This is a genomic window from Streptomyces sp. AgN23, from assembly GCF_001598115.1.
GTDB lineage: Bacteria > Actinomycetota > Actinomycetes > Streptomycetales > Streptomycetaceae > Streptomyces > Streptomyces antimycoticus.
In genome coordinates this window covers 6,089,492-6,113,537 of the sequence record NZ_CP007153.1, presented here as the reverse complement: position 1 = coordinate 6,113,537, position 24,046 = coordinate 6,089,492, and the positions used below count along the sequence as shown (strand labels likewise).

At 69.3% G+C, this 24,046-nt stretch carries 25 protein-coding genes, 4 tRNA genes and 1 pseudogene; 8 read left to right on the top strand and 22 right to left on the bottom strand.

The features are described from left to right. Window positions 1-77 precede the first annotated feature (77 nt). The 9 genes from rpoB to AS97_RS26470 form a co-directional block, all read right to left on the bottom strand. On the bottom strand, window positions 78-3,560 hold the full coding sequence (rpoB, locus tag AS97_RS26510; protein WP_059148981.1) for a DNA-directed RNA polymerase subunit beta: 3,483 nt from the start codon (window positions 3,558-3,560) through the stop codon (window positions 78-80). Between the two features lie 588 nt (window positions 3,561-4,148). Then, complete coding sequence (rplL, locus tag AS97_RS26505) at window positions 4,149-4,538, bottom strand: 50S ribosomal protein L7/L12 (RefSeq protein WP_037952872.1); 390 nt, start codon at window positions 4,536-4,538, stop codon at window positions 4,149-4,151. 84 nt (window positions 4,539-4,622) lie between these two features. After that, window positions 4,623-5,183, bottom strand: a complete 561-nt coding sequence (gene rplJ, locus AS97_RS26500; protein ID WP_210565780.1) for a 50S ribosomal protein L10 — start codon at window positions 5,181-5,183, stop codon at window positions 4,623-4,625. A gap of 273 nt (window positions 5,184-5,456) precedes the next feature. Next, window positions 5,457-6,290, bottom strand: a complete 834-nt coding sequence (locus AS97_RS26495) for a hypothetical protein (protein WP_059148983.1) — start codon at window positions 6,288-6,290, stop codon at window positions 5,457-5,459. A gap of 209 nt (window positions 6,291-6,499) precedes the next feature. Further along, window positions 6,500-7,219 (bottom strand): 50S ribosomal protein L1, encoded by a 720-nt coding sequence (gene rplA / locus AS97_RS26490; protein WP_059148984.1) that lies wholly within the window; start codon window positions 7,217-7,219, stop codon window positions 6,500-6,502. A gap of 94 nt (window positions 7,220-7,313) precedes the next feature. Further along, on the bottom strand, window positions 7,314-7,748 hold the full coding sequence (gene rplK / locus AS97_RS26485; RefSeq protein ID WP_044571693.1) for a 50S ribosomal protein L11: 435 nt from the start codon (window positions 7,746-7,748) through the stop codon (window positions 7,314-7,316). A 165-nt stretch (window positions 7,749-7,913) separates the two neighbouring features. Then, window positions 7,914-8,780 (bottom strand): transcription termination/antitermination protein NusG, encoded by an 867-nt coding sequence (gene nusG, locus AS97_RS26480; RefSeq protein ID WP_059148985.1) that lies wholly within the window; start codon window positions 8,778-8,780, stop codon window positions 7,914-7,916. Window positions 8,781-8,863: 83 nt separating this feature from the next. Then, window positions 8,864-9,157, bottom strand: coding sequence for a preprotein translocase subunit SecE (gene secE, locus AS97_RS26475; protein ID WP_043235335.1), 294 nt, complete (start codon window positions 9,155-9,157; stop codon window positions 8,864-8,866). A 107-nt stretch (window positions 9,158-9,264) separates the two neighbouring features. Continuing rightward, window positions 9,265-9,337 (bottom strand) — tRNA-Trp (locus tag AS97_RS26470). Window positions 9,338-9,518: 181 nt separating this feature from the next. Here AS97_RS26470 and AS97_RS26465 point away from each other — a divergent pair. Together AS97_RS26465 and AS97_RS26460 are read left to right on the top strand one after the other, a co-directional pair. After that, window positions 9,519-10,757 (top strand): pyridoxal phosphate-dependent aminotransferase, encoded by a 1,239-nt coding sequence (locus AS97_RS26465; RefSeq protein ID WP_059148986.1) that lies wholly within the window; start codon window positions 9,519-9,521, stop codon window positions 10,755-10,757. Between the two features lie 132 nt (window positions 10,758-10,889). Beyond that, a complete protein-coding gene (locus AS97_RS26460; protein WP_059148987.1) occupies window positions 10,890-11,921 on the top strand; it encodes an adenosine deaminase in 1,032 nt (343 codons plus the stop codon). Window positions 11,922-11,927: 6 nt separating this feature from the next. On the opposite strand, the gene AS97_RS26455 is transcribed toward AS97_RS26460, so the two are convergent. The 6 genes from AS97_RS26455 to AS97_RS26430 all read right to left on the bottom strand — a co-directional run bounded on the left by AS97_RS26455 (window position 11,928) and on the right by AS97_RS26430 (window position 14,593). Next, the gene (locus AS97_RS26455; RefSeq protein ID WP_059148988.1) at window positions 11,928-12,983 is read right to left on the bottom strand and encodes a UDP-N-acetylmuramate dehydrogenase; all 1,056 of its coding nucleotides are present in this window, start codon (window positions 12,981-12,983) and stop codon (window positions 11,928-11,930) included. A 165-nt stretch (window positions 12,984-13,148) separates the two neighbouring features. Further along, window positions 13,149-13,586, bottom strand: coding sequence for a MaoC family dehydratase (locus AS97_RS26450; protein ID WP_059148989.1), 438 nt, complete (start codon window positions 13,584-13,586; stop codon window positions 13,149-13,151). Further along, on the bottom strand, window positions 13,583-14,053 hold the full coding sequence (locus tag AS97_RS26445; RefSeq protein WP_210565779.1) for a MaoC family dehydratase N-terminal domain-containing protein: 471 nt from the start codon (window positions 14,051-14,053) through the stop codon (window positions 13,583-13,585). Before AS97_RS26445 ends, AS97_RS26450 begins: the two co-directional genes overlap by 4 nt. Window positions 14,054-14,136: 83 nt before the next feature. After that, window positions 14,137-14,301 (bottom strand): 50S ribosomal protein L33, encoded by a 165-nt coding sequence (rpmG, locus tag AS97_RS26440; protein ID WP_009715907.1) that lies wholly within the window; start codon window positions 14,299-14,301, stop codon window positions 14,137-14,139. Between the two features lie 86 nt (window positions 14,302-14,387). Further along, window positions 14,388-14,460 (bottom strand) — tRNA-Met (locus tag AS97_RS26435). Between the two features lie 60 nt (window positions 14,461-14,520). Continuing rightward, a tRNA-Thr gene (locus AS97_RS26430) sits at window positions 14,521-14,593 on the bottom strand. 323 nt (window positions 14,594-14,916) lie between these two features. On the opposite strand from AS97_RS26430, the gene AS97_RS26425 reads away from it, so the two are divergent. Beyond that, on the top strand, window positions 14,917-16,194 hold the full coding sequence (locus AS97_RS26425; RefSeq protein ID WP_210565778.1) for an amidohydrolase family protein: 1,278 nt from the start codon (window positions 14,917-14,919) through the stop codon (window positions 16,192-16,194). 24 nt (window positions 16,195-16,218) lie between these two features. Further along, window positions 16,219-16,887 carry an NAD(P)H-binding protein gene (locus AS97_RS26420; RefSeq protein ID WP_210565777.1) on the top strand — a complete coding sequence of 223 codons (669 nt, stop codon included), beginning with the start codon at window positions 16,219-16,221 and terminating at the stop codon, window positions 16,885-16,887. Between the two features lie 58 nt (window positions 16,888-16,945). Here the strand turns inward: AS97_RS26420 and AS97_RS26415 are convergent, their stop codons facing one another. Continuing rightward, window positions 16,946-17,431 (bottom strand): DUF3574 domain-containing protein, encoded by a 486-nt coding sequence (locus AS97_RS26415; RefSeq protein ID WP_210565776.1) that lies wholly within the window; start codon window positions 17,429-17,431, stop codon window positions 16,946-16,948. A 121-nt stretch (window positions 17,432-17,552) separates the two neighbouring features. Then, window positions 17,553-18,422 carry a DUF1206 domain-containing protein gene (locus tag AS97_RS26410; protein ID WP_247204494.1) on the bottom strand — a complete coding sequence of 290 codons (870 nt, stop codon included), beginning with the start codon at window positions 18,420-18,422 and terminating at the stop codon, window positions 17,553-17,555. A gap of 143 nt (window positions 18,423-18,565) precedes the next feature. On the opposite strand from AS97_RS26410, the gene AS97_RS26405 reads away from it, so the two are divergent. Then, window positions 18,566-19,786 (top strand): amidohydrolase family protein, encoded by a 1,221-nt coding sequence (locus tag AS97_RS26405; RefSeq protein WP_059148994.1) that lies wholly within the window; start codon window positions 18,566-18,568, stop codon window positions 19,784-19,786. A 37-nt stretch (window positions 19,787-19,823) separates the two neighbouring features. On the opposite strand, the gene AS97_RS26400 is transcribed toward AS97_RS26405, so the two are convergent. Next, window positions 19,824-20,252: an MscL family protein gene (locus tag AS97_RS26400; RefSeq protein WP_059148995.1), complete on the bottom strand. Its 429-nt coding sequence runs from the start codon at window positions 20,250-20,252 to the stop codon at window positions 19,824-19,826. Between the two features lie 134 nt (window positions 20,253-20,386). Between AS97_RS26400 and AS97_RS26395 the strand changes: the two genes are divergently transcribed. Together AS97_RS26395 and AS97_RS47655 are read left to right on the top strand one after the other, a co-directional pair. Continuing rightward, window positions 20,387-20,995 carry a hypothetical protein gene (locus AS97_RS26395; protein WP_210565775.1) on the top strand — a complete coding sequence of 203 codons (609 nt, stop codon included), beginning with the start codon at window positions 20,387-20,389 and terminating at the stop codon, window positions 20,993-20,995. A gap of 55 nt (window positions 20,996-21,050) precedes the next feature. Then, complete coding sequence (locus tag AS97_RS47655; RefSeq protein WP_247204493.1) at window positions 21,051-21,467, top strand: ANTAR domain-containing protein; 417 nt, start codon at window positions 21,051-21,053, stop codon at window positions 21,465-21,467. Here the strand turns inward: AS97_RS47655 and AS97_RS26385 are convergent. Continuing rightward, window positions 21,351-21,674 (bottom strand): annotated as a pseudogene (locus AS97_RS26385) (AraC family transcriptional regulator); the annotation flags it as partial. The gene AS97_RS47655 and the pseudogene AS97_RS26385 overlap by 117 nt on opposite strands. 168 nt (window positions 21,675-21,842) lie before the next feature. Then, window positions 21,843-21,924: transfer RNA gene (locus AS97_RS26380), tRNA-Tyr, on the bottom strand. Between the two features lie 189 nt (window positions 21,925-22,113). Between AS97_RS26380 and AS97_RS26375 the strand changes: the two genes are divergently transcribed. Next, complete coding sequence (locus AS97_RS26375) at window positions 22,114-22,602, top strand: YajQ family cyclic di-GMP-binding protein (RefSeq protein WP_059148998.1); 489 nt, start codon at window positions 22,114-22,116, stop codon at window positions 22,600-22,602. 74 nt (window positions 22,603-22,676) lie between these two features. Here AS97_RS26375 and AS97_RS26370 read toward each other — a convergent pair whose 3' ends face one another. Both AS97_RS26370 and htpX read right to left on the bottom strand, forming a co-directional pair. Beyond that, window positions 22,677-23,069, bottom strand: a complete 393-nt coding sequence (locus tag AS97_RS26370) for a YccF domain-containing protein (RefSeq protein WP_059148999.1) — start codon at window positions 23,067-23,069, stop codon at window positions 22,677-22,679. Then, entirely contained in the window at window positions 23,066-23,929 is an 864-nt protein-coding gene (gene htpX / locus AS97_RS26365) for a zinc metalloprotease HtpX (RefSeq protein ID WP_059149000.1), read from the bottom strand. Before htpX ends, AS97_RS26370 begins: the two co-directional genes overlap by 4 nt. Window positions 23,930-24,046: the final 117 nt, after the last annotated feature.

The window sequence follows — 24,046 nt, the reverse complement described above, 5'->3', positions numbered from 1 at the left end:
GGGTCGTGTCTTCGGGTCTGACTGGGGGTCCGGGGAGAGGCCGGGGCGCCTTGGTGGGAGCGCCCCGGCCAGACCCGTCAGACCTCTTCGACGCTGCTCGGCTCGCGCCGGGACAGGTCGATACCGAGCTCCTCCGCAGCGCGGAAGACGTCCTCGTCGGTGTCGCGCATCTCGATGGACATGCCGTCGGACGACAGCACCTCCACGTTGAGGCACAGGGACTGCATCTCCTTGATGAGCACCTTGAAGGACTCGGGGATGCCGGGCTCGGGAATGTTCTCGCCCTTGACGATGGCCTCGTAGACCTTCACGCGGCCGGTCACGTCGTCGGACTTGATGGTCAGCAGCTCCTGGAGGGCGTACGCGGCGCCATAAGCCTCCAGCGCCCACACCTCCATCTCACCGAAGCGCTGGCCACCGAACTGAGCCTTACCACCCAGCGGCTGCTGGGTGATCATCGAGTACGGACCGGTGGACCGGGCGTGCAGCTTGTCGTCCACCAGGTGGTGCAGCTTGAGGATGTACATGTAGCCGACCGAGATCGGCTCCGGGAACGGCTCGCCGGAGCGGCCGTCGAAGAGCCGGGCCTTGCCGGACGACTGGACCAGGCGGTCGCCGTCGCGGTTCGGGATCGTCGAGTCGAAGAGACCGGCGATCTCGTCCTCGCGGGCGCCGTCGAAGACCGGGGTCGCGACGTTGGTGCCGGGCTCGACCTCGTCGGCGCCGATGGCCTGGAGCCGCTGCATCCAGTCCTCGGAGCCCTCGACCTTCCAGCCGCGGGAGGCCAGCCAGCCCAGGTGGATCTCCAGGACCTGTCCCGGGTTCATTCGGGACGGGACACCCAGCGGGTTGAGGATGATGTCGACCGGGGTGCCGTCCTCCAGGAACGGCATGTCCTCGACCGGCAGGATCTTGGAGATGACGCCCTTGTTGCCGTGACGGCCGGCGAGCTTGTCACCATCGGTGATCTTGCGCTTCTGCGCCACGTAGACGCGGACCAGCTGGTTCACGCCCGGCGGCAGTTCGTCGCCCTCTTCGCGGTCGAAGACGCGGACGCCGATGACCTTGCCGATCTCACCGTGCGGCACCTTCAGCGAGGTGTCACGGACCTCACGGGCCTTCTCACCGAAGATCGCGCGCAGCAGCCGCTCCTCCGGGGTCAGCTCGGTCTCGCCCTTCGGGGTGACCTTGCCGACCAGGATGTCGCCGGCGACGACCTCGGCACCGATCCGGATGATGCCGCGCTCGTCGAGGTCGGCGAGGACCTCCTCGGAGACGTTCGGGATGTCCCGGGTGATCTCCTCGGGGCCGAGCTTGGTGTCACGGGCATCGACCTCGTGCTCCTCGATGTGGATCGAGGAGAGGACGTCGTCCTGCACCAGACGCTGGCTGAGGATGATCGCGTCCTCGTAGTTGTGGCCCTCCCACGGCATGAACGCCACCAGGAGGTTCTTGCCGAGCGCCATCTCGCCGTCCTCGGTGGACGGGCCGTCGGCCAGCACCTGGCCGGCGATCACCCGCGCACCCTCGTCCACGACGACCTTCTGGTTGAAGGAGGTGCCCTGGTTGGAGCGGGAGAACTTGGCCACCCGGTAGGTGGTGTAGGTGCCGTCGTCGTTGGCCACCGTCACGTAGTCGGCGGAGACCTCCTGGACGACACCGTCCTTCTCGGCCTTGATGACGTCGCCGGCGTCGACCGCACAGCGGTACTCCATGCCGGTGCCGACCAGCGGGGACTCCGCCTTGATCAGCGGCACGGCCTGGCGCATCATGTTCGAGCCCATGAGCGCGCGGTTGGCGTCGTCGTGCTCGAGGAAGGGGATCATCGCGGTCGCGACCGACACCATCTGGCGCGGTGAGACGTCCATGTAGTCGACGTCGTCGCCGGGGATGTAGTCGACCTCGCCGCCACGGCGGCGGACCAGGACGCGGTTCTCGGCGAAGCGCAGGTCGTCCGCGAGCGGGGCGTTGGCCTGCGCGATGACGAAGCGGTCCTCTTCATCGGCCGTCAGGTAGTCGACGTCGTCGGTGACGACACCGTCGACGACCTTGCGGTACGGGGTCTCGATGAAACCGAACGCGTTGACCCGGCCGTACGAGGCGAGCGAGCCGATCAGACCGATGTTCGGGCCTTCGGGCGTCTCGATCGGGCACATGCGGCCGTAGTGCGACGGGTGCACGTCACGGACCTCGAAGCCCGCCCGCTCACGGGAGAGACCACCGGGGCCGAGCGCGTTCAGACGGCGCTTGTGGGTCAGACCCGACAGCGGGTTCGTCTGGTCCATGAACTGCGACAGCTGGCTGGTGCCGAAGAACTCCTTGATGGAGGCGACGACCGGCCGGATGTTGATCAGGGTCTGCGGCGTGATCGCCTCGACGTCCTGAGTCGTCATGCGCTCACGCACGACGCGCTCCATACGGGCCAGACCCGTGCGGACCTGGTTCTGGATCAGCTCGCCGACGTTACGGATACGGCGGTTGCCGAAGTGGTCGATGTCGTCGGTCTCGACGACCACGGACTGGCCGTTGTCCCCGACGGTCTCGGTCTCACCGGCGTGCAGCTTCACCAGGTACTTGATCGAGGCGATGACGTCCTCGACCGTCAGGACGCCCGCGTCCAGCGGAGCGGCCGAACCCAGCTTCTTGTTGACCTTGTAGCGGCCGACCTTCGCGAGGTCGTAGCGCTTCGGGTTGAAGTAGAGGTTCTCGAGCAGCGTCTGCGCGGCCTCCCGTGTGGGGGGCTCGCCCGGACGCAGCTTGCGGTAGATGTCGAGCAGCGCGTCGTCCTGGCCCTGGGTGTGGTCCTTCTCCAGGGTGGCGCGCATCGACTCGTACTCGCCGAACTCCTCCAGGATCTGCTCGGTCGTCCAGCCGAGAGCCTTCAGGAGAACGGTGACGGACTGCTTGCGCTTGCGGTCGATACGCACACCGACCATGTCACGCTTGTCGATCTCCATCTCCAGCCAGGCACCCCGGGACGGGATGACCTTGACGGAGAAGATGTCCTTGTCGGACGTCTTGTCGATGGAGGAGTCGAAGTAGACACCCGGCGAGCGGACCAGCTGCGAGACGACGACACGCTCGGTGCCGTTGATGCAGAAGGTGCCCTTGTCGGTCATGAGCGGGAAGTCGCCCATGAAGACCGTCTGGGACTTGATCTCGCCGGTCTCGTTGTTGGTGAACTCGGCCGTGACGAAGAGCGGAGCGGCGTAGGTGAAGTCACGCTCCTTGCACTCGTCGATCGAGTTCTTCGGCGGCTCGAAACGGTGATCACGGAAAGTCAGGGACATCGACCCGGAGAAGTCCTCGATCGGGGAGATCTCCTCGAAGATCTCTTCCAGACCGGACTTGGTGGGGACGTCCTGACCGCTGTCCAGCGCAGCCTCGACGCGAGCCTTCCAGGCGGCATTGCCGAGCAGCCAATCGAAGCTCTCGGTCTGCAGCGCGAGGAGGTTCGGAACCTCGAGAGGCTCCCTGATCTTCGCAAAGGAGATGCGCAGCGGGGCGGTGCTGGCGCCATTGTTCGTATTGGCAGTCGAGGCGTTGCGCGAGGCGGCCAAGAGGGGGTCCTTCCGAGGGCTCGGACTCACTACGCGCGTACCGGTCCTACCGAGAGCCCATGGATGAAATCCCTGGTCAGGGTGTCTCCATCAATAGTGCTCGAAGGTAGGTATGCCCCTGGTGACGGGCAGGGAGCAGCTAACAGGCAGCGCAAAGGGTCAGTGTAGCCACTTGGCACACTGATGTCCAGCGCCGAGTTCCTGAGACCGGCAGTGCCAATCTCTCCCTCCGGTGAGGGGCGCGCCCCTCGTTGTCTTCATCCGCCCTGGCGGCAGCCCGCGCGCTCGATGCGCATATCGATACTGCCCGCTTCGCCGACGATCCATGCCTCGGACTTTTGGATCGATGCGGCGTCGCGTCCTGAGAATTGCGCGCTGCGTGCCGTTCGTCAAGGCCCCCCACTCCGGCGAGATCGTCACAGGGCGTGGCGACAGGCAACGAAGATCACCCTACCTCCACAACTCCGTAAGACAATGTAGCCCTGACGGGAACGCCGAAGGGCGACCACCCGAACGGGTGATCGCCCCTGGCTGCAACCGGGCCGCGCCGCCGGACGTCCTACGGGCGTGTGGCGGCGGGCCGAGAGGTCACTTGACCTCGACGGAGGCGCCGGCGCCCTTGAGGGACTCGGCGGCCTTGTCGGCCTGCTCCTTGTTGACCTTCTCGAGGACCGGCTTCGGGGTGCCGTCGACGAGGTCCTTGGCCTCCTTCAGACCCAGGGAGGTCAGCTCACGCACGACCTTGATGACCTGGATCTTCTTGTCGCCGGCGCCGGTGAGGATGACGTCGAACTCGTCCTTCTCCTCCTCGGCCGGGGCAGCGGCACCCGGGGCGCCCGGGGCGGCGGCCACGACGGCGGCCGGGGCGGCGGCGGTGACGTCGAACTTCTCCTCGAAGGCCTTCACGAACTCGGAGAGCTCGATGAGGGTCATCTCCTCGAACTGCGCGAGCAGGTCGTCCTGGCTGAGCTTCGCCATGATGGCGGTCCTTCCACTAATTCGGCAGGTGGTGCCGGATGTACATGTCGGCGGGCTTCCCGGCCCGCTGCGACCGGAGCCTGATTACTCGGACTCGGCCTCGGCGGGAGCCGGGGATTCGGCACCGCCCTGCTCGGCCTGCTTCTGCCGGAGCGCCTCGGCGGTCCGGATGAACTTGGACAGCGGGGCCTGGAAGAGCGCGGCAGCCTGGGACTGCTTGGCCTTCATCGCACCCGCCAGCTTGGCGAGCAGCACCTCACGGGACTCGAGGTCCGCGAGCTTCTTGATCTCGTCGGCGGACAGCGCCTTGCCATCAAGGACACCGCCCTTGATGACGAGAGCGGGGTTCTCCTTGGCGAAGTCACGGAGACCCTTCGCCGCCTCGACCGGGTCACCGGTCACGAAGGCGACGGCCGACGAACCCGCGAACAGGTCGTCGAGCTGGTTGATCCCGGCCTCATTGGCCGCGATCTTGGTCAGCGTGTTCTTCACCACACGGTACTGAACGTTCTCACCGAGCGAACGGCGCAGCTCCTTGAGCTGCGCAACGGTGAGACCGGTGTACGCGGTGACGAGAGCCGCGTTGGAGCTGCGGAACTTCTCCCGCATCTCGTCGACAGCTGCGACCTTGTCAGGACTCGCCATGAGCCTCGGCCTCCTTCCGGGTGATGAGGACCGCTTCGGCCTGAAGGAAGGAGACTGGACAACGCGAAAACGCCCCGGCGCAGGCGCTCGGGGCGTAACTCGACCGGCAGGGCTCGCGACCCGTTCGGGAGTTCAACCACGTACACCTACGCAGGTCGCCCGCAGCTAGCGGATCCTTCAGCCACCGGCCCCTTACGGGGGCACAGCGACAACCAGCGGTCTTTGGCTTCTGTAGGAGATTACGCGAACGGGCCGCGGCCAGGCAAATCGGCTCTACTGCTGGAGCATGTCCTGGAAGTCCACGGTGTCCGATGAGGACGGCTCGGTGACGGTCACGCTGGTGCCGTAGTCCGAGTAGTAGACCGTGGAGTCGTAGGCGCCGTTGTTGCTCTGCGCCTGCTCACGCTTCTTGACCAGCAGGTTCTCCCCATCCACCCACAGGTCGATGGTCTCGGTGTCCATACCGGAGGTCTCCAGCTGCTTCTGCAGCGCGTCCAGGTCGGACTGGCTGAGCTCCTTGGACTGCATCTTGGCGATCTCGGAGACCTTGACCGTGCCCGTGTAGTGGGTGGCCTTGACGCCCTTCACGTCCTCGCTGCCCACGCTCTTGACCTTGCCCGTGGCGAGCAGCAGCTCCACCGAGCGCGACGGGTTGTTGTTCTGCATCTGGTCCTTCAGGAAGGCGCCCGAGGGGCCCGCCTTCTGGGCCAGCACGTCGTAGTCGTACTTCACCCAGTGCTTGCCGCGGCCCGCCTGGGCGGCGAACTCGTCGCCCATGTTCAGGAACATGGCGTCGGGGGTGTACTTGGCGTCCATCGGCTTGCCCGCGATCGGGGAGGAGGCGATGGCGCCACCGGTCTGGGTGATGGACATGTTGGCCCGGATGCCGTTGGCCCAGTCCATGTCGCCGGACATCCGCGAGTTCTGCTCGCCCATCTTGGTGGTGCCCTCGACCTTGGCCGAGTTCTTCTTGTCCGTCTGCTGCGAGGCGAGCTTGAGCGCCGCCAGCGGGCTCATCGCGGACTGCCCGGACTTGTCGCCGCCGGTCTTGTCGCCGGCCTTGTCATCGTCGGACTTCTCGCTCCCGCACGCGGTGAGGCCGACCATCAGAACGAGGCTTCCAGCGGCTATCGCCCATCGCGCACCGACATGAGTACCGCGCACGGCTCCCCCTAGTTTTTATTTCTCTTTTACGTCTGCTGCAGAGTGACTTTAGCGGAGGGAACCGACAACAGAAGACGCCGGGCCCCCGCACCTTCGACGCGGTGCGGGGGCCCGGCGGTTGCACACCGTGGTGCGCTGGGTCAGAGGCGGCCTCAGACGGCCTCTTCCTCGACCAGCAGGTTGCGGGTGCGGTTGGCGTCCAGCGGGATGCCGGGGCCCATCGTGGTGGTCAGGGTCGCCTTCTTGATGTAGCGGCCCTTCGCGGCGGACGGCTTGAGACGGTTGATCTCCTCGAGCGCCGCGGCGTAGTTCTCCACCAGCTTGGTCTCGTCGAACGAGAGCTTGCCGATGATGAAGTGCAGGTTGGAGTGCTTGTCGACGCGGAACTCGATCTTGCCGCCCTTGATGTCCGTGACGGCCTTGGCCACGTCCGGGGTGACGGTTCCGGTCTTCGGGTTCGGCATCAGACCACGCGGACCGAGCACCCGGCCGAGGCGGCCGACCTTGCCCATGAGGTCCGGGGTGGCGACGACGGCGTCGAAGTCCAGACGCCCCTTGGACACCTCGTCGATGAGCTCGTCGGAGCCGACGATGTCGGCGCCGGCGGCCTCCGCGGCCGCAGCACGGTCACCGGTCGCGAAGACCAGGACCCGGGCGGTCTTACCGGTGCCGTGCGGCAGATTCACGGTGCCGCGGACCATCTGGTCGGCCTTGCGCGGGTCGACGCCCAGGCGCATGGCGACCTCGACGGTCGCGTCGAACTTGGTCGCGGAGGTGTCCTTCGCGAGACGGACGGCCTCGAGCGGGGCGTAGTTGCGCTCCCGGTCGATCTTGGCGTCCGCAGCGCGGAGAGTCTTGCTGCGCTTGCTCACTGTTGCTCCTGATGGTGTGGAGTTCGTGGTCCGGGCCAGCGCTTGGCCCTGCCACACGTGACTGCGGGGGCTGTGTGCCCTCGCCGTGGAGGTGTCAGCCCTCGACCGTGATGCCCATGGAACGGGCGGTGCCGGCGATGATCTTCTCGGCGGCGTCCAGGTCATTGGCGTTCAGGTCGGGCATCTTGGTGGTGGCGATCTCACGCACCTGGTCGCGGCTGATCTTGGCGACCTTGGTCTTGTGAGGCTCGCCGGAGCCCTTCTCCACGCCCGCGGCCTTGAGGATCAGCTTGGCGGCCGGCGGGGTCTTGGTCACGAAGGTGAAGGAGCGGTCCTCGTAGACCGTGATCTCCACCGGCACGACCATGCCACGCTGCGACTCGGTCGCGGCGTTGTAGGCCTTGCAGAACTCCATGATGTTGACGCCGTGCTGGCCCAGCGCGGGGCCGACCGGCGGGGCCGGGTTCGCGGCGCCGGCCTGGATCTGGAGCTTGATCAGCCCCGTGACCTTCTTCTTCTTGGGAGGCATGCTCTCTCCGGGTCCTAGTGAGAGGTGGTTCGCCTCCGAACCGGATCATCCGGATGGAGGCATACCGCACAACGATAACGGGTATAGGTGTGCGCCTTAAAACCGAGCAGGTCAGACCGGCCGCGAAAGCCCGTCTGACCTGTTCGGAAGTTCCGTTGCGGAGACTCAGTTCTTCTGGATCTGGTCGAAGCTCAGCTCGACCGGGGTCTCCCGGCCGAAGATCTCCACCAGGCCCTTGACCTTCTTCGAGTCGGCGTTGATCTCGTTGATCGTCGCCTGCAGGGTCGCGAACGGGCCGTCGGTGACCGTGACCGAGTCGCCGACCTCGAAGTCCAGCACCTGGACCTCGACCTTGCGGCTCGGCGCCGGCATGCCGCTCTCCTCGGCGGCGGCCTTGGCGGCCTTCTCCTCGGCCTCGGGAGCGAGCATCTTGACGATCTCGTCCAAGGTCAGCGGGTACGGGTCGTAGGCGTTGCCCACGAAGCCGGTGACGCCCGGGGTGTTGCGGACGACACCCCACGACTCGTTGGTCAGGTCCATGCGGACGAGCACATAGCCGGGCAGCTTGTTCTGCCGGACGTTCTTGCGCTCGCCGTTCTTGATCTGGACGATCTCTTCCTCGGGGACCTCGGCCTGATAGATGAAGTCCTCGACGTTCAGCGAGACGGCACGCTGCTCCAGGTTGGCCTTCACGCGCTTCTCGTAGCCCGCGTAGGTGTGGATCACGTACCACTCACCGGGCAGTCCGCGCAGCTCCTGGCGGAGCGCCTCGACCGGGTCGACGACCTCGGTCTCGGCCTCCGCCTCGGCCGCGTCTTCTGCCTCGTCCAGCCCGTCCGGCTCGGCCGCGGGGGCCGCATCGGCCTCGAGGGCGTCCTCGCCCTCGACATGCAGCGCGTCCTCCTCGGCGGGCACGCCCGCCGCGGCGTCGGCTGCTTCAGCCTGGTCGGAGTCCGCCGCCTCAACGATGTCGAGCTCGTCCTCACGGGACTCGACGGGCTCGGCGGCGTCGTTCAGGTTCGGGTCAGACACTGTGGCTGCTTCTTCCTGGCTTCAAAGGGGTGGAACGTGCGAAAGAGGCGACGCCGGGACGGCGGCCGCCTTTCGCGTGGGTCTCAGCCAAAGACGTACTTGATGGCGTTATTGAACCCATAGTCAATCACGGTCACGATGCCAATCATGATGAGGACGAAAACGATCACCACACTGGTGTACGTCGACAGCTGACCGCGGGTGGGCCAGACGACCTTCCGCAGCTCAGCGATGATCTGGCGGTAGAAGAGCGCGAGGCGGCCAAAGGGCCCCTTCTTCGCGCGCTTGCCGCCACGGCGACCCCGCTTGGTCGCCACCTCGTCCTCGTCGGGACGACCGCTCTCAGGCGTCGCGGTGGAGCCAAGGGCTTCCGTCACTCGTCCTCACCTGAATCCGGGTCGTGGCCGTGCCGCGTCCGGCCCGGCCGCACAGCGGTGCTTGTCCTTGCGTACGCGTGCACGCACCCTGATCAAAGTGCGTGTAGCAGGGCCGGAGGGACTTGAACCCCCAACCGCTGGTTTTGGAGACCAGTGCTCTACCAATTGAGCTACGACCCTTCGCGGCACCACCAACCTACCGCATACATCCGGCTGCACGGAGTGTGCGGTCGGATGCGGCTGTTGATCGGCCAACGACGGTTGAGTGTACGTGCTTGACGGCCAGGCGTCGAACGAGAAGCGCGCGAAGTCTCCGCAAACCCCTGTGCCACCCATTTCGCCCGTCTGCGACGATGCATCTATGACCGCTGCTACTCCCCCCGTACAGTCCCCGACCGACCGGCGGGTATCGGCCCGGATCGGCTCGATCTCCGAGTCCGCGACCCTCGCCGTCGACGCCAAGGCCAAGGCCCTCAAGGCCGCCGGCCGTCCGGTGATCGGCTTCGGCGCCGGTGAGCCCGACTTTCCCACGCCCGACTATGTCGTCGACGCCGCGGCGGCGGCCTGCCGCGACCCGAAGTACCACCGCTACACGCCGGCCGGCGGGCTCCCCGAGCTCAAGACCGCGATCGCCGCGAAGACGCTGCGCGACAGCGGTTACGAGGTCGAGGCGGCCCAGGTCCTGGTGACCAACGGCGGCAAGCAGGCGATCTACGAGGCGTTCGCCGCGATCCTGGACCCGGGCGACGAGGTCATCGTCCCCGCGCCCTACTGGACCACCTACCCGGAGTCGATCCGGCTGGCCGGCGGTGTCCCGGTGGAGGTCGTCGCCGACGAGACGACCGGCTACCGCGTCTCCGTCGAGCAGCTGGAGGCGGCCCGCACCGAGCACACCAAGGTGCTGCTCTTCGTCTCCCCCTCGAACCCCACCGGCGCGGTCTACAGCCGTGAGCAGATCGAGGAGGTCGGCCGCTGGGCCGCCGAGCACGGGCTGTGGGTGCTGACCGACGAGATCTACGAGCACCTGGTCTACGGCGACGCCGAGTTCCACTCGCTGCCGGTCGTGGTGCCCGAGCTGCGCGACAAGTGCATCGTGGTCAACGGTGTCGCGAAGACGTACGCGATGACCGGCTGGCGGGTGGGCTGGGTCATCGGCCCCAAGGACGTCATCAAGGCCGCGACCAACCTGCAGTCGCACGCCACCTCGAATGTGAGCAATGTCGCTCAGGTCGCCGCGCTGACCGCCGTCTCGGGCGACCTGGACGCCGTGGCCACGATGCGCGAGGCGTTCGACCGCCGCCGCCGCACCATCGTGCGGATGCTGAACGAGATCGACGGCGTCGAGTGCCCGGAGCCGGAGGGCGCCTTCTACGCCTATCCCTCGGTCAAGGGGCTGCTCGGCAAGGAGATCCGCGGCAAGCGGCCGCGGACCAGCGTCGAGCTGGCGGAGCTGATCCTGGAGGAGGCCGAGGTCGCGGTGGTGCCGGGTGAGGCGTTCGGCACCCCGGGCTATCTGCGGCTGTCGTACGCGCTGGGCGACGAGGACCTCGTCGAGGGCGTCTCCCGGCTGCAGAAGCTGCTGGGCGAGGCGAGCGCGTAAGGCGCACGGGTCGCACGCACGTAGGGAACGGGCCGGAATCCGCGGGAGCGGATCCGGCCCTTCCTCATGTGTGCACCTCCCCGTTCGGGGAAAGCGGTACCGGCGGGTCCGGTCGTACGGCAGTATCTGCAGATGGCACGCGATGTACACCTGCTCCCCAAAGCGCATCTGCATCTTCACTTCACCGGCTCCATGCGCAGCGCGACCCTCCTGGAACTCGCCGACAAGTACGGCGTCCACCTGCCCGAGGCACTGAGCGGCGGTGAGCCGCCGAAGTTGCGGGCCACCGATGAACGCGGCTGGTTCCGCTTCCAGCGGCTGTACGACATCGCACGATCCTGCCTGCGGGACGCCGACGACATCCGGCGGCTGGTCCGCGAGGCGGCCCAGGAGGACGTGCGGGACGGGGCCCAGTGGCTGGAGATCCAGGTCGACCCCACCTCGTACGCCCCGCGCCTGGGCGGGCTGATCCCGGCGATGGAGGTCATCCTGGACGCGGTCGAGAGCGCCTCCGCGGACACCGGTCTTGGGATCAGGGTGCTGGTCGCCGCCAACCGCATGAAGCATCCGCTGGAGGCGCGCACCCTGGCCCGGCTCGCGGTGCGCTACGCGGACCGCGGCGTGGTCGGCTTCGGCCTCTCCAACGACGAGCGGCGCGGCTTCGCCCGCGACTTCGACCGGGCCTTCGCCATCGCCCGGGAGGGCGGGCTGCTGGCGGCGCCGCACGGCGGCGAGCTGTCGGGCGCCGGCAGCGTGCGGGACTGCCTGGACGACCTCGGCGCGGCCCGGGTCGGCCACGGGGTGCGCGCGGCGGAGGACCCACGGCTGCTCGCCAAGCTCGCCGAGCGCCAGGTGACCTGCGAGGTGTGCCCGTCGTCGAACGTGGCGCTCGGCGTCTACGAGAAGCCGGAGGACGTCCCGCTGCGGACGCTGTACGACGCGGGGGTGCCGATGGCGCTCGGGGCGGACGACCCGCTGCTCTTCGGCTCACGGCTGGCGGCGCAGTACGAGCTGGTGCGCGAGCACCACGGCTTCACGGACGCCGAACTGGCCGAGCTGGCGCGTCAGTCGGTGCGCGGGTCGGCCGCGCCGGAGGAGGTCCGGCGGCGGATGCTGGCGGGGATCGACGACTGGCTGGCGGGCCCCGACCACTCACGTGAGTAGTCGGGCTCAGAGACTCACGCCCACCGTCACCGGCTCGTTGACCAGCCGGATCCCGAACGCCTCCTCGACCCCGGCCACCACCTCGCGGGCCAGCGCCAGCAGATCCTCGGTCGTGGCCTCGCCCCGGTTGGTGAGGGCGAGCGTGTGCTTGGTGGAGATCCGGGCCGGGCCGGTGCCGTAGCCCTTGGTGAAGCCCGCCTTGTCGATCAGCCAGGCCGCGGAGGTCTTGATCAGGCCGTCGCCCGCCGGGAAGGCGGGCACCGCGGTGTCCGGGCCCAGGCGGTCGGCGACGCGGGCCAGGAAGGCGGCGTAGGCGTCCTCGGTGAGCACCGGGTTGGTGAAGAACGACCCAGCGGACCAGGTGTCGTGGTCCTCGGGGTCGAGCACCATGCCCTTGCCCGCGCGCAGTCCCAGGACGGTCTCGCGGGCCACGGCGGCCGGCACCCGGTCCCCCACCTCGACGCCGAGCACCCGCGCGGTCTCGGCGTACCGCACGGGCGCGGAGAGGCCGCCCGCGTCCTCCAGCTCGAAGCGGACCCGGAGCACCACATGGCGGTCGGGGTCGGCCTTGAAGCGGCTGTGGCGGTAGGAGAAGGCGCAGTCGGCGTTCGGGATCGTGACGACCTCGTCGGCGCGGCGGTCGTAGGCGATCACCTCGGTGATCGTGGCGGAGACCTCCTGGCCGTAGGCGCCGACGTTCTGTATCGGCGTGGCCCCCGCGGAGCCGGGGATTCCGGCGAGGCATTCGACGCCCGCGAGCCCCGCCCGGACCGTACGGGCCACGGCGTCGGACCAGTTCTCGCCCGCGGCGAGCTCCAGGCGGGTGCCGTCGAGCGTGAAGCCGCTGGTCGCGATCTGCAGGGCGGTGCCGTCGAAGCCCTTGTCGGCGATGACCAGATTGCTGCCGCCGCCGATCACCAGCAGCGGGATCCCGGCCGCGTCGGCCGCCCGCACCGCGGCGATGACCTCATCGTCGGTCGTGGCCGTGATCAGCCGGTTGGCCGGTCCGCCGAGGCGGAAGGTGGTGAGGGGCGCGAGAGGGGCGTCGTGGAGTTCCTGCACGCGCTCAAGAGTACGGGGGCGCCCCCTGGGGGCCCTGGGGTGGCCGCCCCCGGTGTGGGGAGTCCGGGGGCCGACGGGCGTGTGGCCCGTAAAGCGCTCAGACGGGCTTCACACGCGGTGGCGTGCTCTCATCCGCCTGGGGGCCGCTCGGGCGCGGTCGAGGGCTCAGGCGAGCCGTACCACGGCGCGGGCCCGGCCCAGCACCTTCTGGCCGGCGCTGGTCGCCATGATGTCGAGGCGCACCGTGCGGGCCTCGTCGTCCAGCTTGGCGGCGACCTTGGCGCCGATCTCGATGAGCGCGCCCTTGTCGTCGTTGGGGACCACGACCGGCCTGGTGAAGCGGACGCCGTACTCGACGAGGGCGCCGGGGTCGCCGGCCCACTCGGTCACCACCCGGGCCGCCTGGGCCATGGTGTAGGCGCCGTGCGCGATGACGTCGGGGAGGCCGACCTCCCTGGCGAACTTCTCGTTCCAGTGGATCGGATTGAAGTCGCCCGACGCGCCCGCGTACCGCACGAGGTCGGCGCGGTTCACCCGGAACTCGCGCATCGGCACCTCGGTGCCGACCTCCACGGTGTCGTACGAGATCTTGGCCGTCGTCATCTGCTCTCCTCCACCTCTGCGTCGGCGGCGCGGGCCACCAGCGTCGTGAACGACGTCGCTACATGATCACCCGCCTTGTCGTGGACCTCGCCGCGGACGGACAGGATGTCGTTGCCGGCCAGCGACTTGATCGAGTCGATGATCGAGGTGACCGAGAGGTGGTCCCCCGCGCGGACCGGGCGGGTGTACTCGAACTGCTGGTCGCCGTGGACCACCCGGCTGTAGTCCAGCCCCAGTTGCGGGTCCTCGACAACCTGCTTCCCGGCCGCCTTGAAGGTGATCGTGAAAATGAACGTCGGCGGGGCGATCACGTCGGGGTAGCCGAGGGCCCTGGCCGCCTCGGGGTCGGTGTAGGCCGGATTGGTGTCACCCAGGGACTCGGCGAATTCCCGGATCTTCTCCCGGCCGACCTCGTACGCCGCGGTGGGCGGGTAGGTCCGCCCCACGAAGGACTGGTCGAGCGCCATCGGCGCACACCTCCTGCGATTGAATTACCAACGAAACGAGGCCGCCCCCGCGAGTGGGGGCGGCCTCGAATGAGAGCTTATTGCTATCGCGTCTCACGGTGCGCGGTGTGCGCGTTGCAACGCGGGCAGTGCTTCTTGATCTCAAGGCGATCCGGGTCGTTGCGCCGGTTCTTCTTGGTGATGTAGTTCCGCTCCTTGCACTCCACGCAGGCCAGCGTGATCTTCGGGCGGACGTCGGTGGCAGCCACGTGAGTGCTCCTTGACGAACGGATAAAGGATTAACGCAGAAAGAGTAGCCGATCGAAGGACCGACCCCACAATCGGCTACTGTCAGTAGCGGTGACCGGACTTGAACCGGTGACACAGCGATTATGAGCCGCTTGCTCTACCGACTGAGCTACACCGCTGTGATGCGAGTGACTCCCCGCTCGACTCAGCGTAGCCGAACGGGAAACCTCACACATCAGAGCCCCAATACGGAATCGAACCGTAGACCTTCTCCTTACCATGGAGACGCTCTGCCGACTGAGCTATTGGGGCGAGCGATGAAGACATTACACGGTCGGCCGCCGAAGGTGAAATCCGTATCGCCCCCCGTCACCCTGGGCTCAGGCACCACACCGGTACGACTATTCGGCTCCTCCGCGAAGCCGCCCCCACCGCGTCCTAGGCTTCGGATCGCACCCGCGTGATCTTGGCTGCGCACGCATCCGACGCATGCCCGGCGCGTTGCTCGTCGCCTTACCCCTCGCGTGCCCGGCGCGTACCCGTGGCGCCCTGGCGTCACCGCCACCGCACCTCGTCACGCAACCGTCGCGCGCCCCTGTGCGCCCCGCGTACGCCCTGCGAATCCCAGGAGTGCGATGCCCGAGAGCCAGCAGCAGCCGCAGCAGCCGCCCAGGAACGGCGGCGCGGCCCCCGAGCCCACCGCTCTGGTGCTCGGCGGCGTCCGGCTCGCCGACGGGCGCACCGTGGACGTCCGGCTCAGCGGCGGGCGGATCGAGGCCGTGGGCACGGCGGGCAGCCTCGTCCCCGGCACCCGGCTGGACCTCGGCGGCTATCTGCTGCTGCCCGCCCCCGCCGAACCGCACGCCCACTGCGACACCGCCCTTACGGCCGACATGGCGGGCCCGGTCCCGTACGCCCCCGGGGACATCCAGCGCCGCACCGTCGAGGCCGCGCTGCTCCAGCTGGGCCACGGGGCGACCGCGCTGCGCACCCATGTCCGCGTCGGCGGGGTGCACGGGCTGCGCTCCCTGGAGGCCGTCCTGGAGGCCGGCCGGACCCTGCGCGGGCTCACGGAGCTGAGCGCGGTGGCGGTGCCCCGGGTGCTGACCGGCGCCGCCGGGGCGGACGGTCTGGCGATGCTGCGGGATGCGGTGGGGATGGGCGCGTCGGTCATCGGCGGCTGCCCCGACCTCGACCCGGATCCGACCGGCCACGCCGAGGCCGTCCTCGACCTCGCCGCCCGCCATGGCTGCGCGGTCGATCTGCACACGGACGGTGACGACCCGGCCCGCCTCGCCCGGCTCGCGGCGATGGCCGGGGGCCTGCGGCCGGGCGTCACCATCGGCCCCTGCGGCGGGCTGTCCCGGCTGCCCCTGGAGAGCGCGGGGAGGATCGCCGAGCGGCTGGCGGCGGCCGGGGTGACCGTCGTCTGCCTCCCCCAGGGCGACTGCGCCGGGCTGGAGCACCAGGGCAGGCGGGGAGCGGGCACCTGCGCCTGCGCGCCGGTGCGGCTGCTGCGCGCCGCGGGCGTCCGGGTGGCCGCGGGCAGCGGGGCGCTGCGGGACGCGGTCAATCCGGTGGGCCGGGGCGATCCCCTGGAGGCCGCCTTTCTGCTGGCGTCCCGGGGCGGGCTGCGGCCGGAGGAGGCGTACGAGTCGGTGTGCGGGCGGGCGCGGGCCGCGATGGGGCTCGCCGAGGTGCGGGTGGAGGCCGGTTTCCCGGCGGAGCTGCTCGCGGTGCGCGGGGACGGGCTCGCGGGGGTGCTCTCGCTCGCGTACAGCAGGGTCGTGGTGCACCGGGGCCGGGTGGTGGCCCGTACCAGCGCGGTGCGGGAGTACTGCGACTCGGCGGCCGCGGTGGCGCTGGATCTGCCCCGGCAGGCGCGGTCGCAGAGCGGCGGCGAGCAACAGTAGGCCGCACGGCGTACGGTCGGGATCATGCGCATTGTCATCGCTGGTGGACATGGACAGATCGCACTGCGGCTGGAGCAGTTGCTCACCGCGCGCGGAGACGAAGTGGCGGGCATCATCCGCAAGCCGGAACAGGCGGGCGACCTGCTGACGTCGGGCACCGAGCCCGTCGTCTGCGACCTCGAGTCGGCCTCGCTGGAGGACGTGGTCAAGCATCTGGAGAACGCGGACGCGGCCGTCTTCGCGGCCGGCGCGGGCCCCGGCAGCGGTGCCGCCCGTAAGGAGACCGTCGACCACCGGTCCGCGGTGCTCTTCGCGGACGCGGCCGAGCGGGCCGGGGCCCGGCGGTTCCTGATCATCTCCTCGATGGGCGCGTCCCACCAGCCGCCGCCGGAAACCGACCCGGTCTTCGCCGCCTATCTGCGCGCCAAGGCCGCGGCCGACGACGACATCCGCGCCCGGGACGGCCTCGACTGGACCGTGCTGCGCCCGGGCCGGCTGACGAACGACCCGGGCACGGGCCGGGTGAAGCTGGCCGAACGCACGGGCCGGGCCGAGATCACCCGCGACGATGTGGCGGCGGTCCTGACCGCCCTGCTGGACGAGCCCCGTACGGCGGGCCGCACGCTGGAGCTGATCAACGGCGGCACGCCGGTGGCGGACGCGGTGGCGGCGGTCGCCGCCGAGCGGGGCTGAGGCGCGGGAACGGCCGGGGGCGGCCGGTCAGCCGGTCAGCCGGTTCCGGCCCGATGGCTCAGAAGTCCACCCGGGCCGGGGCATCGGCCCGGGCCACGGACTCCTGGGCGTACTGCCGCTCGTACGCCGCCCGGATCCGTTCGATCCGCGGGTCCTGCGTCGGGGCCTCGGACGTCGGGTAGAGCAGGATCACCTCGTACGAGCGCTCCCGCTCGATCGTCCCGTTCTGGTCCCGCCACTGCCCCCGGCCGTCCTGGACCGTCAGCCCGGCGGGGAAGCGCGGAGTGATCTGCCGGTCCACGAAGGCCAGAAACTGCTTCTCGGTGACGGGCGGCCCGCCGTCGGGGCGCTCGGTGCCGAAGAAGAGCCGGGTCTCGACGTAGGGCTTACCGCGGTCCACGGCGGCGGAGGCCGCGGCGGCGGGCGGGTCGTCCAGCGCGGCGTACGCGGCGACGGGGGTGGCGGCGAGGGCGAAGGCCGCCCCGAAGGCGGCTATACGGGCGCGCGGTTTCATGGTCGGCACGTTGGGCTTCACGGTCGGCATCGTCCGATGGTCCCGGCGCCCGGAACCCCGGGGAAGACCGCCTTACGGGGCACATCCGTGCGAGGCGTGCGAGACGCGGGGGCCGGGCCCAGACCAAGGGACACATGACCAAGAATCGCGCTCAGACCCTGCGCCACCGGGCCATCGCGAACGAGAACACCCCGAAGAGCGCCAGCCCCAGCGCCACCGCCATCAGCAGCCAGGGCCCCGCCGCCGTCCCGGCGAAGGTCCGCAGCGTGTCGTCGATGCCCTTCGCCTTGTCCGGGTCGTAGCGCACGGCGGCCGAGAGCGCGAAGCCGCCCGCCACCGCGAAGACGGCCCCGCGGGCCACCCCGCCGCAGACCCCCAGCGCCTCCACGGCCCGCCGCGTCCGCCGGGACATCGCGCCCAGCTTGAGGTACTTGCGGAAGCCGCGCCGCAGCGCCCGTACGGCGATCCACACCCCGGCCGCGGCCACCGCGGCCCCGGCGGCGGCGACCAGCCACCGGCCGTACGTCAGGTCGAGCGCGCGGGCGGTCACGTCCTGGGACTGCCGGTCGCTGGAGCCGCTGCCCCGCTCGCCGGTGGCGAAGGAGAGCACGGAGTACGCGACGACGCCGTAGAAGACCGCGCGGGCCGCCCCCGCCAGCCGCTTGCGTGCCGCGCCCCCGTCCGGCCCCGCGGCCCCGAAGACCGCCTCGGACAGCCGCCACAGCGCCATGCAGACCAGCCCGATGCCGACCGCCCAGACCAGCGCCGCGCCGAACGGCTGCTGGGCGAGGACCTGGAGGGCCCCGCCCCGGTCGGCCTGCTCGCCGTGGTCGCCCAGGGCGATGCGCAGCGCCAGGAGGCCGATGAGCAGATAGAGCACCCCCCGGGTGGCCAGCCCCCAGCGGGCCGCCGCCTCGATGGCCCGGCTACCCGCCTCGCGTGGGGTACGTGTGCCCGTTGCCGAACCCAGTCCGCGTGCGATCGACGATGCGTTCACCGTTTCCTCCCGGTTGTCGCACATCGTGTGCCCTGGACGTAGGTGCGGAAACGGGACTTTCTCTTGTTGGTTGAAGCGATCCGTCCTACTCTGCCGCCAGAATCTGACGAACCGTCAGATCTCATGGAGTCACAGGATCACCACGAGAAGACCGGGGAGATGGCGAGATGACCGACGAGACGAACGGCACGACCGAGCTGCCTCGGGTCATCAGCGTCGATGACCATGTGATCGAGCCCGCGCACCTCTTCGAGACCTGGCTCCCCGCCAAGTACCGGGACCGCGGCCCCAAGCCGCTGACGGCCGGGATCGGCGAACTCGCCTACGTCGGCGGCAAGTACAAGTTCACCACCGACCCGGACGGCCAGCTCACCGACTGGTGGAGTTACGAGGGCGATCTCTTCCCCTACAAGCGGATCATCGCCGCCGTCGGCTTCTCCCGCGACGAGATGACCCTCGACGGCATCACCCGCGAGCAGATGCGCCGCGGCTGCTGGGACCCCAAGGACCGCCTCGCCGACATGGACCTCAACCATGTCGAGGCGTCACTGTGCTTCCCGACCTTCCCCCGCTTCTGCGGCCAGACCTTCGCCGAAGCGAACGACAAGGAGGTCGGGCTGGCCTGCGTCCGGGCGTACAACGACTGGATGGTCGAGGAGTGGTGCGGCGACAGCGGCGGCCGCCTCATCCCGCTCTGCCTGATCCCCCTGTGGGACGTCGGCCTCGCCGTCCAGGAGATCCGCCGTAACGCGGCCCGCGGCGTCCGCGCGGTGACCTTCAGCGAGATCCCCACCTACCTCGGGCTCCCCAGCATCCACAGCGGCTACTGGGACCCCTTCTTCGCCGAGTGCGAGGCCACGGGGACGGTCGTGTGCATGCACATCGGCTCCTCCTCCCAGATGCCCGCCGCCTCCCCCGACGCCCCGCCGGCCGTCCAGGCGGCCCTGAGCTTCAACAACGCCATGGCCTCGATGATGGACTTCCTCTTCAGCGGCGTCCTGGTCTCCTTCCCGCGCCTCAAGCTGGCCTACGCCGAGGGTCAGATGGGCTGGATCCCCTACGCCCTGGAGCGCGCCGACGACGTCTGGGAGGAGCACCGCGCCTGGGGCGGCGTCCGCGACCTCATCCCCGAGCCGCCGTCCACGTACTACTACCGGCAGATCTACTGCTGCTTCTTCCGCGACAAGCACGGGGTCGCCTCGCTGGACACGATCGGCGTGGACAACGCCACCTTCGAGACCGACTACCCCCACGTCGACTCCACCTGGCCGCACACCCGCCGCATCGCCGCCGAGCACGTGGCCGGGCTCTCCCCCGAGACCACGTACAAGATCCTCCGCGGCAACGCGATCCGCATGCTGGAGCTGGACCTCGACGGGGCGCGGTAGGCGGGGCGGGCGGCCCGGCGGCTGATCGGCCCGGCGGCTACTCCACGCGTGGCTGGTCCGAGCCGCAGTAACGGCACTTGCGCGCCGCCTCCGGGAGGTCCTCGGCGAGGCACTCCGGGCAGGTCTTGACCGGGCCCGGCTCCCCGAAGACCTCGGCACCCCGGCGGGCCTGGGTGTACTTGTACGGCATGACGATCAGGAAGTAGATGACGGCCATGAAGATGATGAAGTAGATCAGGGCGCCGATGAACGACCCGATGTTGATGTAGGTCGCGTTGTTCCCCTCCTGGCCGAGCTGCCAGCCGAGCCCGACCGCCTTGCCGCCCTGGAGCCGGGCGATGATCGGGTTGATCACGGAGTCGGTGAACGCCTTGATCAGCGTCGAGAACGCCAGTGCTGTGACCAGGCCGACGGCGACAACGATGACATCGCCACGCATGAGGAAGTTCTTGAAGCCCCTGAACACGATCCGCCCTCTCTGTCCCGATACGGGGGAGTCACCACCCTAGGAGCGGCCGTACGGAGCCCGCGGTGTGCCACGACGGACGGCCGCCCGTACGGCGGCAGGGAGGAGACCGGCCGTCGGCAGACCGTAATCTTGTGCTTCGTGACGATATCGCTTGGGCACCGGAGGACGAGGTCGCCGCCACCACCGACCAGCGCGCCACCCCACAGCCGGTCCGGCTGACCGGGCACCGACCGCACTCCGCGGCCGCCGCCGGGCATCTGCGGCACACCATCGGCTTTGTGCGCACCCACGCCCTGTCCGATCCCGCCATCGCCGAACAGCCGCTGGTCCGGGCCACCGTCAGCCAGCTCCTGGCCGGCAGCGTACTGGCGGCCTTCCCCAATACCGCGCTCATCGACCCCACCGCCCCCGACCGCAACGACGCCCACCCCGGCACGCTCCAGCGCGCGCTCAGCCACATCGACGACCACGCCGACCAGCCCCTCACCGTGGCCGACATCGCGGCCGCCGCGCACGTCAGCAGTACCGCGAGACCTACGGCAGGTCCCCGAGCGCCACACTGCGCGGCTGACCCCCCGGCCGCCGCGCCTTCGCTTTCTGTCCCGCTCGCCGCCCGAGTGTGCGCTTGCGGGATGGCCCGGACCGGCCCGCTTCTGGAGAGTGGATGGCTGCGGCACCGTCCCCCGATGCCGCCCCCGCTTCCCGATCGAAAGGCAGTACGTGGCGATCGAGAGGGATGACCTGCTCAAGAGGATCGTCGGCCTGGAGGAGGAAGTCGCGCAGCTGCGCTAGGCGATGGTCTCCCGCGCCGTCATCGACCAGGCCATCGGTGTGGCCATCACGCACGGGAGCCTGCTTCCGGACCAGGGCTGGGGCGTACTCAGGACCGTGTCCCAGACCACGAACATCAAGGTGCGCCTGATCGCCGAACAGATCGTCCGGTGGCCGCACTCCGGCCGGCTCCCCGAGGACATCCGCCAGGTCCTGGAAGCGGCACTGGCGCACCTGCGTGACAGCGGGCCGCCCGCACCGCACCGCCCAGCGGCGCGGGCACAGGCGCCATCTCCCCAGCGGGACGAGCGCGATGGGCGGCGGTCAACCGTCCCCGTGACCGTCCGGGGTTCCGTCCTCACCGGAGATCGGACGCTTGCGGTAGTCACCGGGAGACACGCCCACGACCCTCTTGAAGGCGATGCTGAGGGCACTTTCTGATCCGTATCCCACCGTATGGGCGGTGGCGGCGAGTTTTCCGCCGCCCTCCCGCAGCTGCCGGGCCGCTAGCTCGATGCGCCAGCGCGTGAGGTACTCCAGCGGCCCCCGGCCGACCGTGGCCTTGAAGCGGGCGGCCAGGGTGGGCCGGGACACCGCGGCGGCACATGCCAGTTCGGCCACGGTCCACGCATGCGCCGGATCGCGATGGGGACGAGGCCTGGGCCTGCCCCGCACATGTCCCACACGCAGTGGTCAGCACGCGAGCTTGAGTGAGACACAGTGGGATGGACCGCCCATTCCGGGCGTGATCCCCCAATCGCCGACGAGAACGGCCCCCGGCTGCGTTGTCGCAGCTCGGGGGCCGTTTCCCTCGTGTGGCGGCGCCAGGATTCGAACCTGGGTAGGCTAAGCCGACGGATTTACAGTCCGCTCCCATTGGCCACTCGGGCACACCGCCTGGGATGTGGCCAGGTGCCCCGCTCTCGCGGTGCTGCTCCCTGGCAACGACGTAAACAATACCTGATGCGCGGGGGTGCTTCGCCACCCGGTTGATCGCCTCTGGATCATGGCCGAGATCGCTAGGCTGGCTGGAGCGGTCCGCTGGGCCGTGCCACTGACGGATCTACGTACGAGGAGCCAACTCAAGATGGCCGACTCCAGTTTCGACATCGTCTCGAAGGTCGAGCGGCAGGAGGTCGACAACGCTCTGAACCAGGCGAGCCGCGAGATCTCCCAGCGCTACGACTTCAAAAACGTCGGCGCCTCGATCGAGTGGTCGGGCGAGCGGATCGAGATGCGAGCCAACTCCGAGGAGCGGGTCAAGGCGATCCTCGACGTCTTCCAGTCCAAGCTGGTCAAGCGCGGGATCTCGCTGAAGGCCCTGGACGCGGGCGAGCCGCAGGCGTCGGGCAAGGAGTACAAGATCTTCGCCTCGCTGCAGGAGGGGATCTCCCAGGAGAACGCGAAGAAGGTCGCCAAGATCATCCGCGATGAGGGGCCCAAGGGCGTCAAGGCGCAGGTGCAGGGCGAGGAGCTGCGGGTGACCTCCAAGAGCCGGGATGACCTGCAGGCCGTGATCGCCCTGCTCAAGGGCAAGGACCTGGACTTCGCGGTGCAGTTCGTGAACTACCGGTAGGCAGCACTCGGACCGGTGCGGCAGGGGCGGTGCGGCGTGGCCGTGCCGCCCCTGGCGTTGTCGGCGGGCGCAGGTCAGCGGTGGCCGAAGGGCTGATCGGTGGAAACGATGTCGACGCCGAGGGGGGCCAGGGAGATCGGGATGAGCTTGAAGTTGGCCAGGCCCAGCGGGATGCCGATGATCGTGATGCAGAGGGCGACGCCGGTGAGCAGGTGGCCGAGCGCCAGCCACCAGCCCGCGAGGATGAGCCACAGGACGTTGCCGACGCAGGAGGGGGCTCCGGCGCCGGGGCGGGGGACGGCGGTGCGGCCGAAGGGCCACAGGGCGAAGCCGGCGATGCGCCAGGAGGCGAACGCGAGGGGGATGCCGATGATCGTCAGGAAGAGGAGCACCCCGGCGAAGACGTAGAGGATCGTCATCCAGAGGCCGGCGAAGAGCAGCCAGATGAGGTTCAGGAGAGTTTTCACGGCTGGTGTCCTGCCATCTGCTCGAGTCGGGCGATGCGCTCCCGCATGGGCGGGTGGGTCGAGAAGAGCTTGGCCATGCCCTCACCGGCCCGGAACGGGTTGGCGATCATCAGGTGACTGGCGGTCTCCAGACGGGGCTCGGGCGGCAGCGGAAGCTGCTTCGTACCGGCTTCGAGCTTGCGCAGGGCGCTGGCGAGGGCCAGGGGGTCGCCGGTGAGCTGGGCGCCGGAGGCGTCGGCCTCGTATTCGCGGGAGCGGCTCACGGCGAGCTGGATGATGGAGGCCGCGAGCGGGCCGAGAAGCATGATCAGCAGCAAGCCGACGAAGCCGGGGCCCTCGTCGTCGTCGGACCGGCCCATCGGGATCAGCCAGGCGAAGTTCACCAGGAACATGACGACGCTGGCGAGCGCGCCCGCGATCGAGGAGATCAGGATGTCGCGGTTGTAGACATGGCTGAGCTCATGGCCGAGGACCCCGCGCAGCTCGCGCTCGTCCAGCAGCCGCAGAATGCCGTCCGTGCAGCAGACCGCCGCGTTACGGGGGTTGCGGCCGGTCGCGAAGGCGTTGGGGGCCTCGGTCGGCGAGATGTAGAGCCGGGGCATCGGCTGGCGCGCGGCCGTGGAGAGCTCGCGCACCATCCGGTACAGCCCCGGTGCCTCGAACTCGCTGACGGGGCGGGCGCGCATCGCGCGCAGGGCCAGCTTGTCACTGTTCCAGTAGGCGTACGCGTTGGTCCCGAGTGCGACGACGACCGCGATGATCAGCCCGGTACGGCCGAAGAGACTGCCGATGAGGATGATGATCGCGGACAGACCACCGAGGAGTACGGCGGTCTTCAGCCCGTTGTGCCGGCGGTGCACTGTGTGCCCTCCCGTTGTGCCGCAGGGGAACGCTTTGCCTGGTGTCTCCACCTTCCAGTGGACCCTCCTGAAAAAGTCAACGCCAGGCGAAGGGCACCAGTTCCCTTGTGCACACGG